The 24,939-nt window shown below is 67.8% G+C and carries 17 protein-coding genes; 13 read left to right on the top strand and 4 right to left on the bottom strand.

Features of this window, described 5'->3' with window-relative positions; genetic code table 11:
- Positions 1 to 69: 69 nt before the first annotated feature.
- Complete coding sequence (locus LZ017_RS05255; protein WP_374109880.1) at positions 70 to 3,654, bottom strand: L-glutamate gamma-semialdehyde dehydrogenase; 3,585 nt, start codon at positions 3,652 to 3,654, stop codon at positions 70 to 72.
- A 108-nt stretch (positions 3,655 to 3,762) separates the two neighbouring features.
- On the opposite strand from LZ017_RS05255, the gene LZ017_RS05260 reads away from it, so the two are divergent.
- Positions 3,763 to 4,233 carry an Lrp/AsnC ligand binding domain-containing protein gene (locus LZ017_RS05260; RefSeq protein WP_241299019.1) on the top strand — a complete coding sequence of 157 codons (471 nt, stop codon included), beginning with the start codon at positions 3,763 to 3,765 and terminating at the stop codon, positions 4,231 to 4,233.
- A gap of 157 nt (positions 4,234 to 4,390) precedes the next feature.
- Here LZ017_RS05260 and rtcR read toward each other — a convergent pair whose 3' ends face one another.
- On the bottom strand, positions 4,391 to 5,995 hold the full coding sequence (gene rtcR, locus LZ017_RS05265) for an RNA repair transcriptional activator RtcR (RefSeq protein WP_241299020.1): 1,605 nt from the start codon (positions 5,993 to 5,995) through the stop codon (positions 4,391 to 4,393).
- 206 nt (positions 5,996 to 6,201) lie between these two features.
- Between rtcR and LZ017_RS05270 the strand changes: the two genes are divergently transcribed.
- The 6 genes from LZ017_RS05270 to LZ017_RS05295 all read left to right on the top strand — a co-directional run bounded on the left by LZ017_RS05270 (position 6,202) and on the right by LZ017_RS05295 (position 12,866).
- Positions 6,202 to 7,776: an RNA-binding protein gene (locus LZ017_RS05270; RefSeq protein WP_241299021.1), complete on the top strand. Its 1,575-nt coding sequence runs from the start codon at positions 6,202 to 6,204 to the stop codon at positions 7,774 to 7,776.
- A gap of 655 nt (positions 7,777 to 8,431) precedes the next feature.
- On the top strand, positions 8,432 to 9,658 hold the full coding sequence (locus LZ017_RS05275; protein WP_241299022.1) for an RtcB family protein: 1,227 nt from the start codon (positions 8,432 to 8,434) through the stop codon (positions 9,656 to 9,658).
- A gap of 57 nt (positions 9,659 to 9,715) precedes the next feature.
- Positions 9,716 to 10,531: a nucleotidyltransferase domain-containing protein gene (locus tag LZ017_RS05280; RefSeq protein WP_241299023.1), complete on the top strand. Its 816-nt coding sequence runs from the start codon at positions 9,716 to 9,718 to the stop codon at positions 10,529 to 10,531.
- Positions 10,532 to 10,548: 17 nt separating this feature from the next.
- Positions 10,549 to 11,592 carry an RNA 3'-terminal phosphate cyclase gene (gene rtcA / locus LZ017_RS05285; RefSeq protein ID WP_241299024.1) on the top strand — a complete coding sequence of 348 codons (1,044 nt, stop codon included), beginning with the start codon at positions 10,549 to 10,551 and terminating at the stop codon, positions 11,590 to 11,592.
- Between the two features lie 20 nt (positions 11,593 to 11,612).
- Positions 11,613 to 12,536, top strand: coding sequence for a glycosyltransferase family A protein (locus LZ017_RS05290; RefSeq protein WP_241299276.1), 924 nt, complete (start codon positions 11,613 to 11,615; stop codon positions 12,534 to 12,536).
- Between the two features lie 135 nt (positions 12,537 to 12,671).
- Positions 12,672 to 12,866, top strand: coding sequence for a hypothetical protein (locus LZ017_RS05295; protein ID WP_241299025.1), 195 nt, complete (start codon positions 12,672 to 12,674; stop codon positions 12,864 to 12,866).
- Between the two features lie 45 nt (positions 12,867 to 12,911).
- On the opposite strand, the gene LZ017_RS05300 is transcribed toward LZ017_RS05295, so the two are convergent.
- Positions 12,912 to 15,104: a bifunctional diguanylate cyclase/phosphodiesterase gene (locus tag LZ017_RS05300; RefSeq protein WP_241299026.1), complete on the bottom strand. Its 2,193-nt coding sequence runs from the start codon at positions 15,102 to 15,104 to the stop codon at positions 12,912 to 12,914.
- Between the two features lie 199 nt (positions 15,105 to 15,303).
- On the bottom strand, positions 15,304 to 17,364 hold the full coding sequence (locus LZ017_RS05305; RefSeq protein WP_241299027.1) for an NADPH-dependent 2,4-dienoyl-CoA reductase: 2,061 nt from the start codon (positions 17,362 to 17,364) through the stop codon (positions 15,304 to 15,306).
- Positions 17,365 to 17,576: 212 nt separating this feature from the next.
- On the opposite strand from LZ017_RS05305, the gene LZ017_RS05310 reads away from it, so the two are divergent.
- The 6 genes from LZ017_RS05310 to LZ017_RS05335 all read left to right on the top strand — a co-directional run bounded on the left by LZ017_RS05310 (position 17,577) and on the right by LZ017_RS05335 (position 24,877).
- Positions 17,577 to 18,875 (top strand): DUF4397 domain-containing protein, encoded by a 1,299-nt coding sequence (locus LZ017_RS05310; protein ID WP_241299028.1) that lies wholly within the window; start codon positions 17,577 to 17,579, stop codon positions 18,873 to 18,875.
- A 128-nt stretch (positions 18,876 to 19,003) separates the two neighbouring features.
- Positions 19,004 to 19,702 carry a hypothetical protein gene (locus LZ017_RS05315; RefSeq protein WP_241299029.1) on the top strand — a complete coding sequence of 233 codons (699 nt, stop codon included), beginning with the start codon at positions 19,004 to 19,006 and terminating at the stop codon, positions 19,700 to 19,702.
- A 49-nt stretch (positions 19,703 to 19,751) separates the two neighbouring features.
- A complete protein-coding gene (locus LZ017_RS05320) occupies positions 19,752 to 20,255 on the top strand; it encodes a GFA family protein (RefSeq protein WP_241299030.1) in 504 nt (167 codons plus the stop codon).
- Complete coding sequence (locus LZ017_RS05325; RefSeq protein ID WP_374109881.1) at positions 20,252 to 21,040, top strand: substrate-binding periplasmic protein; 789 nt, start codon at positions 20,252 to 20,254, stop codon at positions 21,038 to 21,040. Before LZ017_RS05320 ends, LZ017_RS05325 begins: the two co-directional genes overlap by 4 nt.
- Before the next feature lie 131 nt (positions 21,041 to 21,171).
- On the top strand, positions 21,172 to 22,767 hold the full coding sequence (locus LZ017_RS05330) for a thioredoxin fold domain-containing protein (protein WP_241299031.1): 1,596 nt from the start codon (positions 21,172 to 21,174) through the stop codon (positions 22,765 to 22,767).
- A 178-nt stretch (positions 22,768 to 22,945) separates the two neighbouring features.
- The gene (locus tag LZ017_RS05335; protein WP_241299032.1) at positions 22,946 to 24,877 is read left to right on the top strand and encodes a S9 family peptidase; all 1,932 of its coding nucleotides are present in this window, start codon (positions 22,946 to 22,948) and stop codon (positions 24,875 to 24,877) included.
- The last annotated feature ends 62 nt before the right edge of the window (positions 24,878 to 24,939 follow it).

Below are 24,939 nucleotides of genomic sequence, written 5' to 3' on the forward strand. Positions count from 1 at the left end.
AAGGCCGGCCGCATCGGCGCCCCCTCGGGGGGCCGACCAGCGGCCCCGCTGGGCGGGGGGCTTCGTGGTCTACAGCCCCGCCAACAACGCCGCATTGCCCCCGGCCGCGGCGGTGTTGATGGTCAGGGTCTGCTCGGCGGCAAAGCGGTAGAGCTGGTGCGGGCTGGCGGCCTCGGCCAGGCTGATCAGCGGCAGGATGGCGCCGTCACGCGTCGCCAGCTCGCGCTGGACGGCGCGCAGCATGCCGGCCTCGCCGCAGACGCCGGCCAGGCGCGGCGCGCGCAGCACGGCGGCCAGCTGTTCGGCCGCCACCAGGCGCATCGCCGCGGCGGGCACGCCGCCGCGCAGCAGGGCCTGGTGCAGTTCGCGCGCCGGCGCGCCGTCGCCCACCACCAGCACCGCGTTGCCGGCCAGCAGTGCGCCACCCAGCAGCTGGGCCAGCGACTTGGCATCGGCCCCCTGCGCCAGCACCGCGATCACGCCACGTCCGTGCAGGCGCAGCTCGTTGCTCTCACCGGTGGGGCCGGGCAGGCTCTGGTCCACCAGGCGGCGACGCGCCGCCTCGGCCTGCACGCGCCAGGCCTGGGCCACGTCGGCCGGCTGGCCGGCGCCGGCGCGTTCCAGCGCCTGGCAGCGCTCGTCCAGCGCGGTGGCGGACCAGGCTTCGTGCGCCTGGAACAGCGGCTCCAGGTTCTCCACCGCGGTGGTCGGCGGCAGCGCCGGCGACGCGGCCACGGCCTGGGCCGCGGGCTGTGCGATGAAGCGCAGCAGGTAGTGCGGGCCGCCCGCCTTGGGGCCGGTGCCCGACAGGCCCTCGCCGCCAAAGGGCTGGACGCCGACGACCGCGCCGATGATGTTGCGGTTGACGTAGACATTGCCGATGCGTGCCTCGCCGGCCAGGCGCAGCGCGCGGCTGTCGATGCGGGTCTGGATGCCCAGCGTCAGCCCGTAGCCCAGCGCGTTGACCTGGGCGATCACCTGGTCCACATCGCCCTTCCAGCGCACGACGTGCAGCACCGGGCCGAAGATTTCCTTCTTCAGCTCGGCGATGGAGGCCAGCTCGAAGGCCACCGGCGGCTGCAGGCGCGGGCAGGGATCGGAGGCGCGGCCCTCGGCGATCAGCTTGGCGTCGCGCTTGAGGCGCTGCACCTCGCCGGAGATCAGGCCATGGGCCTCGTCGTCGATCAGCGGGCCCACATCGGTGGCCAGGTCGGCGCTGTCGCCCACGCGCAGCTCCTTCACCGCGCCGCTCAGCATCTCGATCACGCCGTCGGCCACCGCCTCGTGCACCAGCAGCAGACGCAGCGCGGAGCAGCGCTGGCCCGCGGAGCGGAAGGCGCTCTGCACCACCGCGTCCACCACCTGCTCGGGCAGCGCGGTGGAGTCGACGATCATCGCGTTGAGGCCGCCGGTCTCGGCGATCAGCGGCAGCGCGGTGCTGCCCTCCTTCGCGGCGAGCTGGCGGTTGATGATTTGCGCCACCTGGGTCGACCCGGTGAAGCACACGCCGGCCGTCTGCGGCGCCGCCACCAGGCGCGCACCGACGGTTTCGCCGCGGCCATGCAGCAGCTGCAGCGCGCTCACCGGCACGCCGGCGGCATGCAGCAGTGCGACGCACTCGCGCGCCACCACCGGCGTCTGCTCGGCCGGCTTGGCGGCCACCGCGTTGCCGGCGGCCAGCGCGGCCACCACCTGGCCGGCGAAGATGGCCAGCGGGAAGTTCCACGGCGAGATGCAGACGAAGACACCGCGCCCCTGCACCGCCACGCCGTCCTGCTGCAGCAGCTCGGCCTGGTCGGCGTAGTAGCGCATGAAGTCGATCGCCTCGCGCACCTCGGCGATCGCGTCGCCCAGGCTCTTGTAGGCCTCCTTCACCAGCAGCGCGCAGTACTGCGGCAGCTGGGCCTGGAGCGCGTCGGCAGCGCGGCGCAGCACAGCGGCGCGCTCGGCCACCGGCGTGGCGTTCCAGCCGCCGAAACCGGCCTGCAGGCGTTCCAGCGCCGCGTCGACCTCGGCCTCGGTGGCCTCGCTCATCGCCGGCACCTGGCAGGCCGCCAGCGCGTCCAGCAGCGGCTGGCGCTGAGACGGCACGGCCAGGTCCAGGCCCGAGGAGTTGTCGCGGCCCCGGCCCTGCGCGTCGCGGTACAGCGCGATGGGCAGCGGCAGGCTGCGCTGCGGCTGAATCTGGGTCAGCGGCGACGCGAGCAGCTCGGCCGGCGCCACCGACGGGTCGGCCAGCTGGTGCACGAAGGAAGAGTTGGCGCCGTTTTCCAGCAGCCGGCGCACCAGGTAAGCCAGCAGGTCGCGGTGCTCGCCCACCGGGGCATAGACACGGCAGGGGATGGAGCCGTCCTTCAGCACCTCGCGGTAAACGCCCTCGCCCATGCCGTGCAGGCGCTGCATCTCGAAGCGGGCGCCGAGCGCATGCGCCATCTGCACGATGGCGGCGATGGTGCCGGCGTTGTGGCTGGCGAACTGCGGGTAGATCACCTCATGGTGCTGCAGCAGCGCCTTCGCGCAGGCCAGGTAGGACACGTCGGTGTGCGGCTTGTGCGTGAACACCGGGTAATCGACCAGGCCCAGTTCCTGGGCGCGCTTGATCTCGCCGTCCCAATAGGCGCCCTTGACCAGGCGCACCATGAAGCGCAGCCCGTGCTTGCGCGCGATCGCGGCCACCTCGTCGACCACCGCACGGGCGCGGGTCTGGTAGGCCTGCACCGCGAGGCCGAAGCCGCGCCACTGCGGGAAGTGGCTGGCGATGCGCTCGGCCAGCGCGTCCAGCAGGTCCAGCGAGATTTCCAGCCGGTCGACCTCCTCGGCATCGATGGTCAGGTTGATGTTGGCCTGCGCCGCCTTCTCGACCAGCTGCCAGACGCGCGGCAGCAGCTCCGCCGCCACGCGTTCGCGCTGCAGCACCTCGTAGCGCGAGAACAGCGCCGACAGCTTGATGGAGATGCCGTCCGCCTCCTCGGGGCTGGCGGCCTGGCGGCCACCGGCGATCGCGGCGATGGCGCTGAGATAAGAGGCCTGGTAGCGCTCGGCGTCGCGCTCGGTGCGGGCGCCTTCGCCCAGCATGTCGTAGGAGAAGCGCAGCTGACGCTGCGCCTTGCGCGCCGCGTCCGCCTCGCCCATCGCTTCCTGAATGTTGCGGCCCAGCACGAACTGGCGGCCCAGCAGCTGGATCGCGCGCACGGTGGCGGCGACCACGGTCTGCGCGCCCAGGCGCTTGATCAAGCCGGCCTCGCCTTCGGCGTCGGGCAGGAATTTCTTGGACAGCGAGATCGCGCTGGCGGCCAGGCCGGCCAGCATCTTGTGCGGGCCGCCGGAACTGCCGTCGAAGTCGGCGCGGCCCAGCTGGTCGGCGGTCAGCGCGATCGCCGTTTCGGCGTCGGGCACGCGCAGCAGGGCTTCAGCCAGGCGCATCAGCGCCAGGCCCTCGGCGCTGGTGATGGGGTATTCGCGCAGCAGCGACTCCATGGCCCAGAACGGTGCCGGGTTGGCGCGCACCTGCTGCACCCAGGGCGTGGCCTGGTCGATCACCGCCGCCCAGGGCAGGTCCTGCAGCTGCGCGGCCAGCTGCTGCACCAGCGGCAGCTCGTCACGGTAGGGATCGGGCAGGCGCGCCGATTCCGGCGGCAGGGCGAAGGCGGTCATGGCAACTCCTGAGCGGGGCGCAACACCCCTAGTGAATGCCGGGACTTTATGGGCGTTGAGTCTGGATTAAATTCGGATGATTGAAATCACGACCGAAGAAAATCCAGCATGGCCGGCGAATTGGACCTGGACACCATCGACCTGCGTATTCTGCGCGTGCTGCAGCAGGATGGACGCATCAGCAATCTGAAACTGGCGGAGACGGTGCACCTCTCCCCCACCGCGGTGCTGGAGCGCGTCAAGCGCCTGACCCGCGAGGGCTACATCCTGGGCTACGAGGCCAGGCTCAACCCCGCCAAGCTGGGCGCGGGCATGCTGGTCTTCATCGAGATCCTGCTCGACCGCACGGTGCACGACGTGATGGACAACTTCCGCGCCGCGGTGCAGAGCCGGCCCGAGATCCTCGAATGCCACCTGGTCGCCGGCGGCTTCGACTACCTGCTCAAGACCCGCGTGCACGACATGGTGGCCTACCGGGAATTCATCGGCGCCGTGATCTGGACCTTGCCCGGCGTGCGCGAAACGCGGACCTACGCGGTGATGGAGGAGGTGAAGAACAGCACGGCGCTGCCCTTGTAGCGGTGCCCCTGGGGTGTCACTGAACAATGACATTCGTCCCCACGTCTATGACATTCCAGCGTGACTGAGGCAGTTGGACATCGGGTGATACCTCCGCCCGGTGCCGGCGCGAAACGCCAATTGGCTGCTCAACATCGGTCGGCCAGGCAGTGGCCCTTCATGCCGCCTGCCGAATCGTTGCCCAGGAGAGCCCAAACTTCAGCAAGTACTTCCGCAGCCGGTCCGCGTCGTTGACGACCGAACGTTGAACGCGCGACCGATCAAACAGCCGGCGTCCCGCCTCAGAGAGCGTGTCCGACTCCTGGCAGATGCGAACCACCGCTTCGAGTTGCAGCCGGTCAAACAGGTCCAAGGCCTCCGCGACGTCCGGCGCCAGGAGCCCATTCAGGCCCACGTCCGCCTCAAGAGGAGCTCCGGGCGACTGCCATAGCCACTGGAGCCGCTGAATCTCAGCTTCCACCAGGCTCGTCGTAATCCGGCCGCCGTCCGCAAGGGTGGCCATTCGAGTTACGCTGCCCGACAAGTCACGGAAGTTGCCACTCCACATAGCGTTGGCCGACTTGGCGAACCGCAGATACGTTGCCTTTGCCTCAACGTTGAACCGCGCCGCTCGGCCCGACTCAGCAGCAAAGCGGCTCAGCAGATGGTCGACATTTGGCTCGATATCCTCTGGTCGCTGAGCCAGGCCCGGCAGCGTGTAGGCCCAGAGGTTGATGCGCGCGAACAGGTCCTCCCGAAATCGCCCCTGCGCCACGTCGACGCGCAGGTCACGATTGGTACCGGCGATCAGTTGGAAATCGCTGCTGACCTCTCGGTCGCTGCCCATGGGGAAGAAGCGCTTTTCTTCTACAGCCTTGAGCAGCATGGCTTGCTCGTCGAGGCCCAGTTCGCCAATCTCATCAAGGAACAGCACGCCTTGATGGGCTGTCCGCAGCAGGCCTGCACGATCCGCCGCCGCGCCGGTGAACGCGCCCTTCTTGTGACCGAAAAGGGTGGATGCTGCGCTGTCGCCACGCAAAGTGGCGCAGTTCACCTCAACGAAATCGCCCTGCACCTGGTGCCGCGTCTTCTTGAGCTCGAACATTCGCCGGGCCAGATGCGATTTGCCCGCACCCGTCGGCCCAGTCAGGAGGACGGGCGCTTGCGAGCGCACGGCGACGCGCTCAATCTCTTCAATGAGGGCGTTGAAGCGCTTGTTGCGAGTGGGGATGCCGCTTTTGAGGAACTCCAGCGCTTCTGCATGGGCCTGGTTGAAACGCTGAGCCAGCACGTCGTAACGGGAGAGGTCCAGGTCAATCAGCGTGTAGCTGCCTGGGTTGCCAAGCTGCTGCTTCTTGGGCGGTGCCGTCTGCAGCAACACGCCAGGGATGAAGCGCGACTCCACCATCAGGAACATGCAGATTTGGGCGACATGCGTGCCGGTGGTGATGTGCGCCCAATACTGCTCGTGCGCCAGGTCAAAGCGGTAGCCCCGCGCCCAGTCGTAGAGGGCGGCATACATCTCGCCGAAGTCCCAGGGGTCCACAACATCCATGGGCACCAGATTCACCACGGTGTCCGGCGATGCGTTGGCAATGTCGCGCACCAACTGCTGCGCCAACGCTGTGTGTTTCGCCGAGTGGAGCAATTCCAGTCGGTTGATCAGCGTGTCTTCATGCTGGACGAGCGAAATCGTCGGCCGCCATTTCTCCCAGCGGCCCGCCCCCATTCCTGAGTCCAGCTGCGACCCAAGGAATCCGATGACGACCGTTCTCTTTGACATAGCCAATCAGATAAGTGACTAGCCAATAGTCTATCTTTGGTGGGCTTGTGTTCATCCCCTGAAATCGCCAAAGGAGTCAGAGAAGTGAAATTCTCCAATTAAATCAATTAGTTACTTGGCGATCTGGTGACGGGAATCAGACCTGGCACACCCATTGCAATAAAGGAGGCACGAACAAGACGTTGAATGCAAAAGAGGAGAACCTCATGGTCAACACGCAACTCTTCCAAACGATCAAGGGCGCCCGGCTGCCGGCAGCCACGGCACGCAACGCCGAGCAAGCGCCTGCCTATGCCTTCGACCCTCGGCATCAGCTGGCACAGCTCGCCGCCACGGGCTGCCTGAGTCGCACCTTCTACGCAAATGCTGAAGACCAGCTCGACCAGGTGCTGGCGCTGACCCAGACGCTGGAACCCTCTTTCGTCGCCAAGACCGCGATTTATGGCCGCGAGTCCGGCTACATGAAGGACGTTCCCGCCCTGCTGGCTGCCAGCCTGGCTGTCCGTGATGTCGCGCTGCTGAGCCAGGTGTTCTCTCGCGTCGTCGACAACGGCAAGATGCTGCGCAACTTCGTGCAGATCCTGCGTAGCGGCGCGGTGGGCCGCAAGTCGCTGGGTTCGCGCCCGAAGAAGCTGGTCCAACTGTGGCTGCAGACGGCGACCGAGAAGCAGTTGCTGAATGCGGCGGTGGGCAACACGCCCTCGCTGGCCGACGTGGTCAAGATGGTTCACCCCAAGCCCGCCGAGGCTTGGCGTGCGGCTTGGTTCGCATGGTTGATTGGCAAGCCGATCAATGAAGCGTCACTGCCGCCTATCACGCAAGCGTTCGAGCGCTTCAAGCGCGAGGCCGTCCTGGGTGTGGCCACCGCGGTGCCCGACGTTCCGTTCCAGATGCTGACGGCGCTGGAGTTGAGCGCCGCGCAATGGGCGCAGATCGCTCGCCAGGGCTCCTGGCACATGGTGCGTCAAAACCTGAACACCTTCGCACGGCAGGGCGTGTTCGACCTACCCGGCATGACCGGGTTGGTCGCAGCCAAGCTGTGCGATGCGCAGGCCGTGGCCAAGGCGCGTGTCATGCCGTACCAACTGCTGTCCGCCTTCAGGGCGACCGGTGACTCTGTGCCGGTACAGGTTCGCGATGCGCTGCAGGATGCGATGGAACTGTCGCTGGCCAACGTGCCCAGCCTCGCGGGTCGTGTCGTCGTGTGCCCCGACGTGTCGGGCTCAATGAGCTTGGCTGTGACCGGTCACCGTGGCTCGGCAACGTCCAGCGTGAGTTGCATTGACGTGGCCGCCTTGGTGGCTGCCGCCGTGCTACGCAAGAACCCGCAGGCCCGTGTTCTGCCATTCGAGCAGGATGTGGTGAAGCTGTCGCTGAATGCCCGCGACTCGGTCATGACCAACGCCCAGGCGCTGGCCAAGATCGGCGGTGGCGGGACCAGCTGCAGTGCGCCACTTGCCCAGCTGAACCAGGAAGGTGCCTCGGTGGACCTGGTGATCCTGGTCTCGGACAACGAGTCCTGGGTTGACACCAACCGGCACGGCGCGACGCAGACCCTGCGCGAGTGGGAAGTGCTGAAGAAGCGCAATCCGCAAGCACGCCTGGTGTGCGTTGACATCCAGCCGACCGCGACCACCCAAGCCGCGGAGCGGCACGACATCCTGAATGTGGGAGGCTTCTCGGATGCGGTGTTCACGATGGTGGCGAACTTCGCCAACGGCACGATGGACGCCGAACACTGGGTGGGCGAAATCGAGAAGGTGTCGTTGGCCGCGCAGTAGGGTCACGGCATATCGAGTAGGAAGGTGTCCCAGGCGAATGCCTGCAGGAGTACAGCACCATTTGGCCGCGCGGGCCGGCAAGCCCGCAACGGAGAACCCGTAGGCCGCTCTTGCAAACTTGGTCGCCCGGGGCATCAACCGAACCGGAACAATCGTCGTCGCGTGGCGAATGCCGGTGGGACTACATCTGCCAAACGTGTCTCACCAACTGTTTGTCGCCACGCGGGGGCTGTCGATTTTTGCGCGAATGCTGGCAGGAATACATCGGAACGCCGGGGGTTCGAATCCTCAACCGGGAAACCGGCATGGCATCTTCTTGCCGATCCTTGTCGCGCTCTTTTGAGATGTCCTGCTGCGAATGCAGGTGGAACTACAGACTATTCATCTCGGTGTCGCGGGTTCGAGTCCCGTCGATCCCCGCAAGGGGACCGTAGCTCAGTGGGTAGAGCACGATGTTTCACCAAAACCTTGTCGCAGCCAGACATCCCATTTCGCGGTGAATGCAGGTGGAATTACAGGTAGACGCACGCAGCGAGAGCTGCGTGTTTCGGGAGAAATCCTGAGGCATCCCGGGTTCAAGTCCCGGTCCAGCAATGGATGGCAGAGTGAAGATTTCATCGCCTCCCGTCACCGCACTTTTGTTGAGAAGAACAGCATGTCAGAACTGAATTACAACGTCGAAGAAGTTCCTGGCGGCGTGCCCGTCAAGATGTGGACCAAGGGCGTCACCATTGAAGACGAAGCCAGGCAGCAGCTCATCAATACGGCCCGCCTGCCCGTCGTGTTCAAGCATGTTGCGGCCATGCCGGATGTGCACTACGGTCTGGGGGCGACTATCGGCTCGGTGGTTCCCACCATCAAGGCCATCATTCCGGCTGCAGTGGGTGTGGACATCGGCTGCGGCATGATGGCCGCGAAGACGACGCTACGAGCCGAAGACCTACCTGACAATCTTGGCCCGCTGCGCTCCGCTATCGAGAAGGCCGTGCCCCACGGTTCGGTGCCGCGAGGCCGCGGCCGCGATACCGGCAGCTGGGAGAACCCGCCCGAAACGGTGGACCAAGTCTGGGCGACTTTGGCCGACGAGTTCGACGCGCTCTGCGAACTTCACCCGCGCCTGAAGAATACGAACAACCGCAAGCACCTGGGAACGCTGGGTACAGGCAACCACTTCATCGAGGTCTGCCTCGATGAACTGGGCTTTGTGTGGTTCATGCTGCACTCAGGTTCACGCGGCGTGGGCAACGCCATCGGCACGCACTTCATCGAGTTGGCCAAGAAGGACGCTGAACGCAACCAACGCAACCTTCCCGACAAGGACTTGGCCTACCTGGAAGAAGGCGCTCAATACTTCGGAGACTATGTGCGCGGCGTGTCCTGGGCGCAGAAGTTCGCGATGAAGAATCGCGAGGTGATGATGGCCAACCTGATCGCCACGGTCCGCAAGGTCATCACCAAGCCCTTCGAGTCGCATGTGGAGGCAGTGAACTGCCACCACAACTATGTGCAGCAGGAACGTCACTTCGGTGAAGACGTGTTTGTGACCCGCAAGGGCGCCGTAAGCGCCAAGCGCGGTGAACTGGGCATCATCCCGGGCAGCATGGGTGCGCGCAGCTACATCGTTCGTGGTCTCGGCAATCCGGAGAGCTTCGAGAGCTGCAGCCACGGCGCCGGCCGCGTCATGAGCCGCACCAAGGCGAAAAAGATGTTCACCGTCGAGGACCAGGTCAAGGCAACGGCCGGCGTCGAATGCCGCAAGGATGCCGACGTTATCGACGAGATTCCGATGGCTTACAAGGACATAGATGCCGTCATGGCCGCGCAGAAGGACCTGGTTGAAGTGGTACACACCTTGAAGCAGGTGGTCTGCGTTAAGGGATGAGTGGGTGAGGGCCTCGTGCTCTCACCCACCCATGACAATGAAATGGGAGGGAAGAGCATGAAGGAAGAAACCGTATTGAGCGCGCACCCCGTCTCTGACGAGATGCGCACCACCGTGCTGGCGAACCTTGCGGCGCTGGAGGAGAAGCATCAGGTGAAGGTGCTTTTCGCCTGCGAGTCGGGCAGCCGCGGCTGGGGCTTCGCCTCGCCTGACAGCGACTACGACGTCCGCTTCGTCTACGTCAATCGACTGCCTTGGTACTTGACGGTAGAGCCTGGCCGCGACGTCATTGAGCAGCCCATCAGCGGCGAGTTGGACATCAACGAATGGGACCTGCGCAAGACGCTGCAGTTGCTGCGAGAGTCCAACCCGACGCTGCTCGAGTGGCTGCGCTCGCCCATCATCTACCAGCAGGAAGACCCATGGACAAACCGCCTCCGGGTGTTGGCCGAACAGAGCTTCTCGTCAGTGCGGGGCTACCACCACTACGTGTCGATGGCCAAGAAGAACCTGCGAGAGCATCTGTACGGGGAGGTCGTTCGGTACAAGAAGTACCTGTACGTCTTGCGCCCATTGCTTGCCGCCCGTTGGATTCGCGAGGGTCGCGGCGTTCCGCCGATGCGTTTTGCCGAGTTGGCTACTCGGACCTTGACGGATCACAAGCTGCTCGATGAGGTCAATGCGCTGCTGGAAGTCAAGATGCGCGCAGGTGAGTCGGCGACAAGCCCGCGCTGGGTGGGGATTCACGACTTCATCGAGGCGGAACTGGCCAATGCGCTGGCGCATACCCCCGACAAAGGGCCGAAGGCGGACGAACCGCTGCTGGACCAGTATCTGCATGACGCGGTTCTGCACTTCGACACGCAGACCTAGAACAAGAAGAGAAGAACATGATCGAAATTGATGGCTCCGTCGGTGAGGGCGGGGGACAAATCCTGCGTACTTCACTGGCCCTGTCCATGTGCACAGGCCAGCCCTTCACGCTGACGAGGATTCGCGCCGGCCGGGCGAAACCCGGCCTGATGCGCCAGCACCTGACTTGCGTGAATGCCGCTACAGAGGTTTGCGGCGCCGAGGTGCAGGGCGCCGAACTGAACTCCCAGGCGCTGACCTTCTCACCGGGACGGGTGCGGGCGGGCAACTACCACTTCAATGTCGGCACGGCAGGCAGTTGCACGCTGGTGCTGCAGACGGTATGGCCGGCTTTGTTGATGGCCGACGCGCAGAGTCATCTGAAACTCGGCGGCGGCACGCACAACCCGATGGCACCGCCCTTTCACTTCCTGGAGCGCAGCTTTGCGCCCCTGATGCGCAAGCTCGGCGCCAAGGTCGAACTCTCCCTGCGTCGGCTGGGCTTTTACCCCGCGGGCGGGGGCGAAATTGAAGTGACGATATGGCCGGCAGCAGACAAGCTCCAGCCTTTCAACTTGCGCGAACGCGGCGCCAGGGTGGAAGGCTATGCCGATTGCCTCGCGCCGGCCGTACCTCGCTCAGTCGCCCGGCGCGAGCTTGAGCGTCTAGGCGGAGCGCTTGGCTGGAGTGACGATCAGTTGCGTGAAGCCCCTGTGCGTCAAAACGAAGGGCCTGGCAATGCGTTGATGGTTACGCTCGTCTATGAGCATCTCACCGAGGTTTTTACTGAGTTCGGAGAGAAGGGGGTGAGCGCCGAGAAAGTCGCTTACAACCTGGTGCGCGAAGTGCGGGCCTATCAGGTCAGCGAAGCTGCACTTGGCCCACACTTGGCTGACCAGTGGGCATTGCCCTTGGCGCTGGCGGCCTGGAAACGCCAGCAAGCAGCGACTTACACCTGCACGGAACTCACTCAGCACGCGAAGACCAATTTCGAGGTGATTGAGCGGTTCTTGCCGGTGAAGTTCTCAACCGGCGCATCAGGGAGCGATTGGCAGGTTAATGTCCAGCCACATGTCTTCTGAATGGGTAGACCGCCGTGACCATGGTGTCTGTGATCGTCCCCAGCTTCAATGCCGAGCGGCATCTGCGCGAGACGCTGGACGCCATCCTGGCTCAGCAGGCCGAGGGGCTGGTGCTGGAGGTGATCGTCGTCGACGACGGCTCCAGCGACGCCAGCGTAGCCATCGCCGCGGCCTACGGCGAGCGCCTGCGCCTGGTGCGCCAGGCCAACGCCGGGGTCAGCCGGGCGCGCAATCTGGGCCTGAGCCTGGCGCGCGGCGAGTTCGTCTGCTTCGTGGACCACGACGATGTCTGGCTGCCCGGCAAGCTGGCCGCGCAGCTGGCCGAGTTCGAGCGGGACCCGGGGCTGGGCGTGGTGTACAGCCGCTTCGCGGTCTGGCATCCGGACCCCGCCGGCCGCTATCCGCCGCCCGCGAGCCTGGCCGAGGAGCGCCCGGGGCTGGACGAGGCGGAATCGGGCTGGATCTACCCGGTGCTGCTGCTGGACAGCGTGGTGCTGACCAGCTGCGCGATGGCGCGCCGCGAAAGGCTGGCCGCGTGCGGCGGCTTCGATGAATCGCTGCCCTATTCCGAGGACTGGGATCTGTGGCTGCGGCTGTCGCGCCAGTGCCGCTTCGCCAAGCTGGCCCGGGTGACAACGCTGTACCGGCAGCAGCCCACGCAGGGCAGCCGGCATTTCCGCGCGATCGACTACCGCACCCGGCTGCTGGAAGGTGCGGTGCGGCGCTGGGGCCTGGTCTCGCCCGACGGCGGCCGGCTGGACCGGCGGCGCTTCCGGCACCAGCTCGCCCGCTATCACATGGATTTCGGCTATGTCTGCCTGAAAGCCGGCGAGCGCGCGCTGGGGCGCCGCGCCTTCGTGAAGGCCTGGCGCCACCGCCCGGCCTGGGCGCGTCCCTGGATCTGCTGGCTGGCGTCCTGCCTGGGCTGGACACCGAAGTGGTGAGCGCGCGGGGCCCCGCCCCGCCGGGGGGAAGCACCCCCACCCCCTCCGCCCGAGGCTCCCCGATGGAGCGATGGCCAGCCTCGCGGTGCGTCCGCACAGTCGCGGCCATGGTCCACCTCGCCACCGGAGCCCGCCATGAACGCGCAGACCGCCCTTCCCACCGACTCCCTCCCCGCCCTGCCTCCCGCCGGGGGCAGCGGATGGCTGATCTCCAGCCTGGAGTTGCAGGAGGGGCTGGAGGTCTGCGAACTGGACGAGGAGCAGCTGCGGCGCTGCTGGCGCGTGGAGCGAGCCGGGGCGGCCGCTGCGGCGCAGCCGTCCTTGAACTAGGCGCCGTGGCCGTGGCCGCAGTGATGACTGACGGGCCGCCCCCGCTCAGGCCAGCTGCAGCCGCTTGGGCGGCGCGCGGCGCAGCGGTTCCGGTGGCGGCGCGAGGTGGAAGTCCTCGGGCGGCATCGGGTGGCCGTAGTACCAGCCCTGGGCCCAGTCGCAACCCTCGCGGCGCAGCCACTCGGCCTGCTCGCGGGTCTCCACACCTTCGGCCAGCACGTCCATGTGCAGGCTGCGCGCGAGCACGATCACGGTGCGCGCGATGGCCGCGACGTTGTCGTCGCTGCCCAGCTCGTTGACGAAGCTGCGATCAATTTTCAGCGTGCGCACCGGCAGCCGGCGCAGATAGGCCAGCGAGGAATAGCCGGTGCCGAAGTCGTCGATCGCGACGCGCACGCCGCGCTCGGCCAGCTCGCTCATCAGCGCCACGGCCTGCTCGGCGTCTTCCAGCAGCAGGCTTTCGGTGACCTCCAGCTCCAGCGCCTGCGGCGGGCAGCCGGTCTCGGCGAGGATGCGGTCCAGCATGAGGACGAAGTCGCCCTGGCGCAGCTGGCGCGCGGAGACGTTGACGGCGACCTGCTGCGGCTTGCCGGGCTGGCCCTGCCAGCGCGCCGCCTGGGCGCAGGCCTGTTCCAACACCCAGCGGCCGATGGGCACGATCAGCCCGGTTTCCTCGGCCAGGGGCACGAACTCGGCCGGCGACACCGGGCCGCGCGTCGGATGGCGCCAGCGCAGCAAGGCCTCGGCGCCCATCAGCATGCCGTCGGCCAGCCGCACCTGGGGCTGGTATTCCAGGCGGAACTGGGCCGCCTCGTTGGCCATGCGCAGCGCATGGGTCAGCTCGAAGCGGTGCTGCACCGCCTCGGTCAGCTCGGGCCGGTAGGCCTGCACGGTGCCACGCGCCTGCAGCTTGGCGCGGCACATCGCGACTTCGGCATTGCGCAGCAGCTCGTCCACGCTGGTGCCGTCGGCCGGGAACAGCGCCAGGCCGATGCTGGCGCCGACATTGAACTGGTGGTGGTCGAAGGCGATGGGATCGTTCATCGCCTGGATCAGGCGCGCGCCCAGGCGCATCGCCGTCTCCTCGTCGACCAGACCGGACAGCACGACGACGAACTCGTCCGCCCCTACGCGCGCCACCGAGTCGCTGACGCGCACCACGTTGACGAAGCGTTCGGCCGCGGCCAGCAGCACGGCGTCGCCGGCGGAGTGGCCGGCGAAGTCGTTGACATCGCGGAAGCCGTCCAGGTCGATGTAGAGCACCGCCACGCAGGTCTGATCGCGCCGCGCCAGGCCGATCTGGCGTTCGATGCGGTCACGCAGCAGCGCGGCGTTGGGCAGGCCGGTGAGGCGGTCGTGCAGCGATTGGTGCAGCAGCTCGGCCTCGGTCTGCTTGATGCGCGAGATGTCGGTCAGCACGGCGAGGATCTGCGGCAGTCCGTCGCCTTCCTCGGCCTCCACCTGGACCAGCGTGGCCCAGATGGGCACGGTGTCGCCGTTCTTGTGGCGCTCCACCAGTTCACCGCTCCACTTGCCGTCGACGCGCAGCGCGTTCCACAGCGCGATAAGCTTCTCGGGATCCTGCTCGCCTTCGCGCAGCAGGCGCGGATGCAGGCCGAGCAGCTCCTCGCGGCCATAGCCGGTGATGGCGCACAGCGCCGGATTGAGGTCGCGGATGCGGTGCTGGGCATCCAGCACCATGATGCCTTCGCCGCAGTGCTCGAACACGGTGGCCGCACGGCGGGCCTGTTCCATGGCCTGCTGCAGCGGCGTCACGTCGCGCGCCACGGCCAGCAGGCCCAGGTAATGTTCGTCGTCCCACACCGGGGCGTGCATCACATCCAGGCAACGGCGCTGGCCGTCCTCGCCGTCCACCCAGCTCAGCGTGCGGCCGGGCAGGTCGCGGCTGGTCCAGGCGGGCAAGCTTCTCAGCGCGTCGTCGCGGCGGCCCAGCAAATGGGCCTCGGGCATGCCCACCTGGCGAGAAAACGCCGGGTTGCAGCCCACATAGGCGCCCTGCGCGTCCTTGAAATACATGGGGTCGGGCAGCGCGTTGAGCAGCGCACGCAGCCGGGCATGCTCGCCGCGCACCTGGCGCAGCTCCTCGCGGCGGCGGCGCAGCCGTCGGCGCTGCTGCAGCGCCAGGCTCAGCACCAGACCCAGCGCCACGCCGGCGGCCACGCTCAGCCCGGCCAGCCAGGCGGCCGCATCCGGGTCGTGCGGCAGAACGGCAGACATCGGACGAGCCTGGGCGGCGCCGGCCAGAGCCAGCCCGGGCAGGGTCGACAGCAAGCGACGAACAGTCCAGAGACGCATCGGAGCAGTGTTGTTTTGGTGACGGCGCGCCGCGCCGTGGCGGCCCGCTGGACAGCGGCGGGCGTTCCCTCGTGCTCGACCTATCGGAGTGTCGCTGCTCCGTTTGATGGCGGCCTAGGGTTTACATGGACAGCGCCACACGCAGACCCTGCAAGATTGCACGCTTTGCATCGAGTTCTGCGGCTTCCAGCGCGCCGCCGAGCAGATGGACGGAACGGCCGGCGGCGCGCAGCGGCGCCTCCAGCTCGCGCAAGGGCTCCTGACCCGCGCACAGCACGATGCTGTCGGCTTCGATCAGCTCGGGGTCGGCGCGCTGCTCGCCGCGGCTGATCCACAGCCCCTCGTCGGTGATGCGCTCGTAGTTCACGCTGGACAGCATCTGCACGCGCATGGACTTGAGCATGGTGCGATGAATCCAGCCGGTGGTCTTGCCCAGGCCGGCGCCGGGCTTGCCGGCCCGGCGCTGCAGCAGCGTGACCTGACGCGCCGGCGCGGCCGGCTCGGGCGCCAGCAGGCCGCCACGGACCTCGGCGGGGTCGCCAACACCCCAATGGCGGCGCCAGGCCGTGGCGTCGAGCGCCAGCGAATGGCCGGACTCGACGAGGAATTCGGCGACGTCGAAGCCGATGCCGCCAGCGCCGACGATGGCCACGCGCGCCCCCACCGGCGCGCCATGGCGCAACACGTCCACATACGAGAGCACCTGACCGCGCGCGCGCCCCTCGTCCTGGCCGGGAATGCGCGGGTCGCGCGGGCTCACGCCGGTGGCCAGCAGCACCTCGTCGTAGTCCATCAGGTCGGCCACCTCCATGCGCCGGCCCAGCACCGGCACCACGCCCAGGCGCTCCAGCCGGCGGCCGAAGTAGCGCAGGGTCTCGTGGAACTCCTCCTTGCCGGGAATGCGCTTGGCCATGTTGAACTGGCCGCCGATCTCGGCGGCGGCGTCGAACAGCGCCACCTCGTGCCCGCGTTCGGCCAGCGTGGTCGCGGCGGACAGGCCGGCCGGGCCGGCGCCGACCACCGCGATGCGCTTGCGCCGCTGGCCCGACGCCAGCGGCACCACGCGCAGCTCGGTCTCGTGACCGGCGCGCGGATTGACCAGGCAGGACGCCACCTTCTGCTGGAACACATGGTCCAGGCAGGCCTGGTTGCAGGCGATGCAGGTGTTGATCTCGTCGGCCCGGCCTTCGTGCGCCTTGCGGACGAATTCGGCGTCGGCCAGCAGCGGGCGCGCCATCGAGACCATGTCGGCGGCGCCATCCGCGAGCAGCTGTTCGGCGACCTCGGGGGTGTTGATGCGGTTGCTGGTGATCAGCGGCGTCGTGATGCCCTCGGCCCGCAGCTGCTCGCGCAGCTTGCGCGTCACCCACGCGAAACCGGCGCGCGGCACGCTGGTCGCGATGGTGGGAATGCGCGCCTCGTGCCAGCCGATGCCGGTGTTGATCAGCGTGGCGCCGGCCCGCACGACGGCGCGCGCCAGCTGCAGCACCTCGTCCCAGTTGCCGCCATCGGGCACCAGGTCCAGCATGGAGAGGCGGTAGATGATGATGAAGTCCGGCCCCACCGCTTCGCGCATGCGGCTCAGGATGTCCACCGGCAGGCGCATGCGGTTCTCGAAGCTGCCGCCCCAGCCGTCCTCACGCCGGTTGGTCGCGGCGCTGAGGAACTGGTTGATGAAATAGCCCTCGGAGCCCATCACCTCCACGCCGTCATAGCCGGCCTCGCGGGCCAGGCTGGCGCAGCGCACAAAGGCACGGATCTGGCGCTCGATGCCGCGCTCGCTGAGCGCCCGCGGGGTGAATGGCGAGATCGGCGATTTGAGCGCCGACGGCGCCACGGCCAGCGGGTGATAGCCGTAGCGGCCGGTGTGCAGGATCTGCAGCGCGATCTTGCCGCCTTCGGCATGAACGGCGTCGGTCAGCACCCGGTGGCGGCGCGCGGCCCCGCCGCTGGCCAGCGTGCCGGCAAAGGGCTTGGCCCAGCCCTCGATGTTGGGGGCATAGCCGCCGGTCACGATCAGCCCCACCTCGCCACGCGCGCGCTCGGCGAAATAGGCCGCCAGCCGGTCCAGATGCTTGCGCGAATCCTCCAGCCCGGTGTGCATGCTGCCCATCAGCACGCGGTTCCTCAGGGTGGTGAAACCCAGGTCCAGGGGGGCCAGCAAAGAGGGATAGGCGGTCATGGCGGTCGGGGCCTGGCGGCGGTCGTGAACTGGGCGGGATGCTAGCGCCCAGCCCTACGCCGGCAAGCCCTTCGCGTAGAGCGCCCTCCCCAGTCGCTGAGCGCACTTTCCCAGAGGGACAGCAATAAAAGTTAACAATATAGAAACATAACGACAAGCGCCAGCAACGGCCAACCTCTCCAATCGCGCGATCTATCCCTGGAGTTCCTAAGATGCGATTCAAGTCCTGGGCCCTGCCCTTGATCGGCCTGTGTGCCAGCGCCCTGCTCACCGCCTGCGGCGGTGGTGGCAGCAAAGACAGCGGCAGCAACACCCAGATCCGACTGGTCAACGCCAGCCCCAGCTATGCAACGCTGGACCTGAGCGTGGACAGCAAGACCATCAACAGCGCCGTCGCCTATGGCGCCGCGGGTAGCTATGGCACGGTCAACACCGGCGCGACCGGCACCCAGATCCTGAACAACGTCGGCAGCGCGGTCGCGCAGCTGACGCCTTCGCTGGCTGCCGACGTGAACTACAGCCTGATCGCCTACGGTTCGGCCGGCGCGGTGCGCACCGCGCTGCTGCAGGAATCCGAAGCCGCGCCGGACAGCGCCAAGTCCAAGCTGCTGGCGATGAACCTGGCCCCCGATGCAGGCTCGCTGGACATCTATGTCACGCTGCCCGCCGACGACCTGACCAACGCGTCGCCAATCGTCAGCAATCTGAGCGCGACTCCCGGAAGCAACACCAGCAGCTACAACCTGCTGAACGCGGGCAACTTCCGCATCCGCGTCACCGGCGCCGGCAACAAGAATGACCTGCGCCTGGACGTGTCCAGCCTGGCCCTGCCGGCCGGCGGCGTCTCGACGCTGATCCTGACCTCCACCGACGGTGGCGTGCTGGTCAACGGCATCCATCTGGTCCAGAAGGGCACGGTGAGCAAGCAGTTCAACACCACGGCGCGTACCCGCCTGGTGGCAGCCGTTGGCGAGGGTGCCTCGGTCTCCAGCCAGTGGGGTAATACCGTGCTGATGCCGCAGGGCAGCGCCCCGGCCATCGGCGACTACACCTCTATCCAAGCTGCCGCCGCCGGCACGCTGAGCATCAAGGTCAACGGCACCGACATGACGCTGACCACGCCCACGCTGGCCGCCGGCAAGGACTACACGCTGCTGCTGTGGGGCCCGGCCAGCGCGCCGGCGCTGAAGGTGCTGGAGGACGACAACCGTCTGCCCACCAATGCCAACCAGGCCAAGCTGCGCCTGATCAACGGCGTCGCCAATTCGACCAATGGCCTGACGCTGAGCGTCGACTACACGCCGCTGGCCACCAACGTGCAGGCCGGCACCACCTCCTCGCCGGTCGCCGTGAACGCCAGCGCCAACTCCTTCCTGAGCGTCAACACGCCCACCCTGGTGTCGCCGGTGTTCAGCGTCACCGGCCTGCCGGTCTCGGCCAGCGGCGTCTACACCGTCTTCATGATGGGTACCAACAACACCATGGTGGGTTCGCTGCGCCGCGAGCGCTGATCCTTCCCCGGAGCGGCGACCCGGTCGCCGCCCCGGCATCCCTATCCTCCCCTTGGGTCCGCTCTTCAACGAAGACGGGCCCTCTTTTTTGGGCCGTCCGACCTGGCGTTTCCGGCAAGATGCAGCCCATGCTGCCCGCCACTCATTTGCGCCGTCTGCGTCAGCTCTGGCGCAGCGCCGGCTGGCCCTGCCAGGACATGCTGGAGCTGGAATTGCTGGCCGGCGGCTACCTGGAGCGCTGCCGCGACGCGGCCGGCCGGGAAACCCTGCGCCTGAGCGACCTGGGCATAGCGGCCCTGCACCAGGGCCTGCAGCGCAACCGCGCCGCGCGCGACGCGCATGAATCGCTGGTGGCCAGGGTCGCGCAGACGCTGCAACAGGGCGGCCGCATCGCCTGGCGCGGCCTGAACCTGCGTGCCGGCCTGCCGCACGCCGACGATCCGCAGCGCCTGCGCTGGGTGCAGGCCATGCCGGACGTCTACTCGCTGCGCCACACCACGGTGGAGGACTACCTGGAGCCGGCCATCCACGAGATCAAGGTGAGCCGGGCCGACCTGCTGGGCGAGCTGCGCCGGCCGGCCAAGTCCGAGGCCTATCTGGCGCTTTCCGGGCAATGCTGGTTCGTGCTCAAGGCCGGCATTGCCCAGCCCGAGGACATCCCGCCGCAGTTCGGCGTGTTGATCGCGCACGAACAATCGCTGGAACTGGCGCGGCCGGCGCCGCGTCGACCCTGCCGGCCCGACTTCCAGACCTGGATGGCGCTCGCCCGCGCCCATCCCGAGCCGCCACCGCTGGACGACGGCCAGCAGGCGCTGGAGGCCTGCTAGGCACGCCATGACGCGGGCGCTTGGTATGCTCGCAAGCACGCTCTGGGGGATGCCAATGAACGCCAGCGACTTGAGCGGCGGCTGCGACTGTCAGGAGATCCGCTATCGGCTCAGCAGCCGGCCCTTGTTCGTGCACTGCTGCCACTGTCGCTGGTGCCAGCGGGAGACGGGCGCCGCCTTTGCGCTCAACGCGATGATCGAGAGCGATCGTGTCGAACTGCTGCACGGCACGCCCGTGGTCGTGCCTACCCCCAGCGCCAGCGGCAAGGGCCAGACCATCCTGCGCTGCCCGCGCTGCCAGATCGCGCTGTGGAGCCACTATGCGGGCGCGGGCACCGCGGTGAGCTTCGTGCGCGTCGGCACGTTGGACCGGCCTGAACTGCTGCCGCCCGACATCCATATCTTCACCGAATCCCGCCAGCCCTGGGTGCAGCTGACGGGCGAGGTGCCGGTGATGCCCCAGTACTACGACCGCAAGACGCATTGGCCCGCCGAGAGCCTGGCGCGGCGCGAGGCGCTGCTGGCCCGGCAACCGGCCCGGAGCGCGCCGTGACGATGCGCCGCCGCACGTTGACGCTGGGGGCGCTGGCGGGAGTACTGGCCCGGCCCGCGCATGCCGAAGAGCTGGCACCCCTGCCGCTGCAGCGCGTCGTCACCGGCGACCTGCCGCCCCTGTCCATCGCCGACCAGCCCACCCGCCCCGGCGTGCTGGTGGAGCTGGTGCAGGAACTGCTGCGTCGCTGCCAGCATGAAACACCCATCAGTTTCTACCCTTGGGCACGGGCCATGCAGATGGCGCAGAGCCTGCCCGGCGTGGCGCTGCTGCCGCTCACCCGCATGCCGGAGCGCGAGGAACAGTTCCAGTGGCTGCTGCGGCTCTATGTCCAGCCGCTGGGCTTCATCAACCTTGCCAGCCAGCCGGCCATCACCAGCCTGGAGCAGGCGCGCCGCCTGCGGCTCGCGGTGCTGCGCGGTTCGGCCGCCCATGGCATGACGCAGCGGCTGCAGCTGGACGCTCGCATGCTGGTGATCTCCAACAGCGTGGAAGACCAGCTGCGCCGGCTGGAGCGCGGCCATGTGCAGGGCATTTTCGGCAGCCTCATGATCAACCAGGACAAGGCGCGCAGCCATGGCCGCGAGCCAGGCTGGCTGCAGGTGGGCATGACGGTGGAAGCCGGCGAAGTCTGGCTGGCCACCGGTCCGCGCACCCTGGTCGCCGAGGAGCACCGCCAGCGCCTGCGCGAGGCCCTGCGCGCGATGTTCCAGGACGGCAGCGTGGAGCGCCTGTTCACCCGCTACGGCGTCAAGCCGCCGCGCGCCGAGGAGTTGCTGCGCTGAGCGGCGTGCGCCTCTTGTGCGAAAACCGTAGGCGCTCAGAAGCCACCCGCATATCCGGCCGCGGCCATTGGCTCCAAAATCCGCGGCTTGCCAACCCGCAAAGGCCGGCCCACGAGGCAGGCACACCGCCCATGAAGCCTACGATTCCGCTCCCCCGCCGTCTGCGCCACAGCCTGCTGGCCCTGGCTTTGCTGTCCGGCGCGGCGCTGGCGCCGCTGCCCGCGTGGTCCGCCAGCGTGGCCAGCACCGCCAGCGTGGCCTGGCAGCCCGCCTCGGGCGACGAGGACATCGCCCGCGCCTTCGCCCAGGCCAAGGCGGGCAAGAAGCCGGTGCTGCTGTATTGGGGCGCCAAGTGGTGCCCGCCCTGCAACCAGCTCAAGGCCACGCTGTTCAACCGCCAGGACTTCATCGAGCTGTCGCAGGCCTTCGTGCCGGTCCACATTGACGGCGACAACCCCGGCGCGCAGAAGCTGGGCGCGCGCTTCAAGGTGCGCGGCTACCCCACCATGATCCTGTTCGGCCCCGAAGGCCAGGAGATCACGCGCCTGCCCGGCGAAGCCGACGCGCCGCAGGTGCTGAAGGTGCTGCAGCTGGGCCTGTCCGGCGGCCGTCCGGTGAAGACCGTGCTGGCCGACGCGCGCGCCGGCAAGAAGCTCAGCGCCAATGAATGGCGGCTGCTGGGCTTCTACGGCTGGGAAACCGACGAACAGCAGCTCGTGCCCGCTGACCAGCGCCCGGCGCTGCTCGTGCAGCTGGCCGCCGCCAGCAAGGGCGTCGACGAGGAAACCACGACGCGGCTGTGGCTCAAGTCGCTGGCCACCAGCGACGCCGGCAAGGGCGTCAAACCCGATGCCGCGCTGAAGGCCCGCGTGCAGCAGGTGCTGGCCAGCGCCACCGAGGCGCGCATCCACGCCGACGTGCTGGCCAACGGCGCCGACGACATCGTGCGCGCGCTGGCCCCCGAGGCCGGCGCCGAGCAGAAGGCCCTGGTGCAGCAGTTCGAGCAGGCGCTCAAGCGCTTCGAGGCGGACGCCTCGCTGTCGCGCGCCGACCGCGTGCAGGCGCTGCTGGCACGCGTGGAGCTGGCGCGCCTGAGCCAGCCCAAGGCCGAGCTGCATCCCAAGCTGGACGCGGCGCTGGTCGCCGAGGTGAAGGCCGCCGCCGCCAAGGCCGACCGCGAGATCACCGATGGCTACGAGCGCCAGGCTGTGATCACCAGCGTGGCCCATCTGCAGGGCCGCGCCGGGCTGTGGAGCGACAGCGACGCGCTGCTCAAGGCCAGCCTGGCCAAGAGCCACTCGCCCTACTACCTGATGAGCATGCTGGGCGGCAACGCCAGGAAGCAAGGCCGCAAGGACGAGGCACTGCGCTGGTACGAGGAGGCCTTCAACAAGAGCGAAGGCCCGGCCACCCGGCTGCAGTGGGGCTCCAACTACCTGTCCGCGCTGATCGAGCTGGCGCCGCAGGACAGCGCGCGCATCGAGAAGCTGGCCTCGCAGCTGCTGGCCGAAGCCGATAAGGACAAGGGCGCGTTCTATGAGCGCAGCGCCCGCTCGCTGCAACGCGTCGGCAGCCAGCTGCTGGCCTGGAATGGCGACGGCAAGCAGGCCGCGACGATCAAGCGCCTGCAGGACCAGGCGGCGGGCGTCTGCGCCAAGGTGGAGGCTGGCGAGCAGCGCGCCACCTGCGACGGCCTGCTCAAGCCGCGCGCCGCCGCACGCGGCTGATGCCGCCCCAGGACGCCGGCGCGGGAGCGCTGGCGTCCATCCTGCGCCACGGTCGTTCATCCTCACGACGCGTCCATCCGTCTTCGGAGGGGATCGGTGCGAGTGCCCGGACACGCACAATGCGCAGCGACCCGCCGCGAACCCGAAGGCGGGCCGCATCAAGGAGAGAGACCCTTCCATGAAAAAACGCACCTTCGCCCTGCTGAGCGTGGCCGCCGCCGCGGCACTGAGCACCCCGCTGCCGCTGCTGGCCCAGACCGCCAGCGACAGCCCGCCCATCGCGCTGCGCGACTTCTTCCGCAGCCCCGACCGCGCGGCCTACCAGCTCAGCCGCAGCGGCAACTGGATGAGCTTCCTGCAGCCCGCGACGGGTGAGCAAGGCGCGGCCAAGCGCATGAACATCTTCGTCCAGGCCTTCGACGGCAAGGCCCTGGTCGGCGAGCCGCGCCAGCTGACGCGCGAAAGTGCGCGCGACATCCGCGGCTATTTCTGGAAGGGCGACGACACGCTGTTGTTCGTCAAGGACTTCGGCGGCGACGAGAACTTCCACGTCGTCGCGGTGGACGTGAAGACCGGCACCGTGCGCGACCTGACCCCGGGCGACGCGCTGCGCGCCAACCTGGTCAACGACCTGCGCGAGGACGCCGACCACATCCTGGTCAGCCACAACCAGCGCGACAAGCGCGTGTTCGACGTCGTCCGCGTCAATGTCCGCACCGGCGAACAGACCGTGGTGGCGCAGAACCCCGGCAACATCGTCGGCTGGCAGACCGACCATGAAGGCCGCGTGCGCATCGGCGTGGCCAGCGACGGCGTCAACAACACCCTGCTCTACCGCGACAGCGAAAAAGACGCCTTCAAGCCCATCATCAGCGCCGACTTCCGCACCACGGTGAACCCGGTTCTGTTCGACTTCGACAACAAGAAGTTCTACGCGATCAGCAACCGCGGCCGCGACAAGGCCGCGCTGGTGCTGGTGGACCCGGCCAAGCCCGACGATGAGAGCGTGGTCTACGCCCACCCCGAGGTCGACGTCAGCGGCGCCGGCTACTCGCGCCTGCGCAAGGTGCTGACCCAGGCCAGCTACGTCACCGATAAGCCCGGCCGCCACTTCTTCGACGCCCAGAGCCGCGAGATCGACGCCAAGCTGCGCGGCCGGCTGCCCGGCTACGAGGTCTCGGTGGTCGGTGCCACCGACGATGAGCAGCGCCTGATCGTCGCGGCCTACAACGACCGCACCCAGGGCACGCGCTATGTCTACGACCGCAAGAACGACGCGCTGATCAAGCTGGGCGAGATCACTCCATGGCTGGCCGAGTCGCGCATGGCCTTCATGAAGCCGGTGCAGTACAAGAGCCGCGACGGGTTGACCATCCACGGCTACCTGACCCTGCCGCAAGGGCGCGAGGCGAAGAAGCTGCCCTGCGTGATCAACCCGCACGGCGGCCCCTGGGCGCGCGACGTCTGGGGCTACAACCCCGAGGTGCAGTTCCTCGCCAGCCGCGGCTACTGCGTGCTGCAGATGAACTTCCGCGGCTCCACCGGCTATGGCCGCGCGTTCTGGGAGGCCAGCTTCAACCAGTGGGGCCTGGCGATGCAGGACGACGTCACCGACGGCGTGCAATGGCTGATCCAGCAGGGCGTGGCCGATCCCAAGCGCATCGCGATCTACGGCGCCAGCTACGGCGGCTACGCGACGCTGGCCGGCATCACCAAGACCCCCGATCTCTATGCCGCCGCGGTGGACTATGTGGGCGTCAGCAACCTGCTGACCTTCATGAACAGCATCCCGCCCTACTGGAAGCCCATGCTGGACAAGCTGCATGCGATGGTGGGCCATCCCGAGAAGGACAAGGAGCGCCTGGTCGCCAACTCGCCGGCGCTCAACGCCGACAAGATCAAGACCCCGCTGTTCATCGCCCAGGGTGCCAAGGACCCGCGCGTGGTCAAGAGCGAGTCCGACCAGATGGTGGAGGCGCTGAAGAAGCGCGGCGTCCAGGTCCAGTACATGGTCAAGGACAACGAGGGCCACGGCTTCGCCAACGAGGAAAACCGCTTCGAGTTCTACGAGGCGATGGAGAAATTCCTCGGCCAGCACCTGAAGCCCTGAGGCGCGCCATCAACAGCAGGGAAAGGGGCCGACGGCCCCTTTTTTTGCGCCCGTCGGGGGCG

Origin of the sequence: Pelomonas sp. CA6, assembly GCF_022549225.1 — a bacterium.
In the GTDB taxonomy this organism is placed as follows: domain Bacteria; phylum Pseudomonadota; class Gammaproteobacteria; order Burkholderiales; family Burkholderiaceae_C; genus Roseateles.

What these genes read in the sequence shown, in the direction of transcription:
- LZ017_RS05255 (WP_374109880.1), bottom strand. Translation starts at nt 3,654, where the DNA reads ATGACCGCCTTCGCCCTGCCGCCGGAATCGGCGCGCCTGCCCGATCCC.
- LZ017_RS05260 (WP_241299019.1), top strand. Translation starts at nt 3,763, where the DNA reads ATGGCCGGCGAATTGGACCTGGACACCATCGACCTGCGTATTCTGCGC.
- rtcR (WP_241299020.1), bottom strand. Translation starts at nt 5,995, where the DNA reads ATGTCAAAGAGAACGGTCGTCATCGGATTCCTTGGGTCGCAGCTGGAC.
- LZ017_RS05270 (WP_241299021.1), top strand. Translation starts at nt 6,202, where the DNA reads ATGGTCAACACGCAACTCTTCCAAACGATCAAGGGCGCCCGGCTGCCG.
- LZ017_RS05275 (WP_241299022.1), top strand. Translation starts at nt 8,432, where the DNA reads ATGTCAGAACTGAATTACAACGTCGAAGAAGTTCCTGGCGGCGTGCCC.
- LZ017_RS05280 (WP_241299023.1), top strand. Translation starts at nt 9,716, where the DNA reads ATGAAGGAAGAAACCGTATTGAGCGCGCACCCCGTCTCTGACGAGATG.
- rtcA (WP_241299024.1), top strand. Translation starts at nt 10,549, where the DNA reads ATGATCGAAATTGATGGCTCCGTCGGTGAGGGCGGGGGACAAATCCTG.
- LZ017_RS05290 (WP_241299276.1), top strand. Translation starts at nt 11,613, where the DNA reads ATGGTGTCTGTGATCGTCCCCAGCTTCAATGCCGAGCGGCATCTGCGC.
- LZ017_RS05295 (WP_241299025.1), top strand. Translation starts at nt 12,672, where the DNA reads ATGAACGCGCAGACCGCCCTTCCCACCGACTCCCTCCCCGCCCTGCCT.
- LZ017_RS05300 (WP_241299026.1), bottom strand. Translation starts at nt 15,104, where the DNA reads ATGTCTGCCGTTCTGCCGCACGACCCGGATGCGGCCGCCTGGCTGGCC.
- LZ017_RS05305 (WP_241299027.1), bottom strand. Translation starts at nt 17,364, where the DNA reads ATGACCGCCTATCCCTCTTTGCTGGCCCCCCTGGACCTGGGTTTCACC.
- LZ017_RS05310 (WP_241299028.1), top strand. Translation starts at nt 17,577, where the DNA reads ATGCGATTCAAGTCCTGGGCCCTGCCCTTGATCGGCCTGTGTGCCAGC.
- LZ017_RS05315 (WP_241299029.1), top strand. Translation starts at nt 19,004, where the DNA reads ATGCTGCCCGCCACTCATTTGCGCCGTCTGCGTCAGCTCTGGCGCAGC.
- LZ017_RS05320 (WP_241299030.1), top strand. Translation starts at nt 19,752, where the DNA reads ATGCCAATGAACGCCAGCGACTTGAGCGGCGGCTGCGACTGTCAGGAG.
- LZ017_RS05330 (WP_241299031.1), top strand. Translation starts at nt 21,172, where the DNA reads ATGAAGCCTACGATTCCGCTCCCCCGCCGTCTGCGCCACAGCCTGCTG.
- LZ017_RS05335 (WP_241299032.1), top strand. Translation starts at nt 22,946, where the DNA reads ATGAAAAAACGCACCTTCGCCCTGCTGAGCGTGGCCGCCGCCGCGGCA.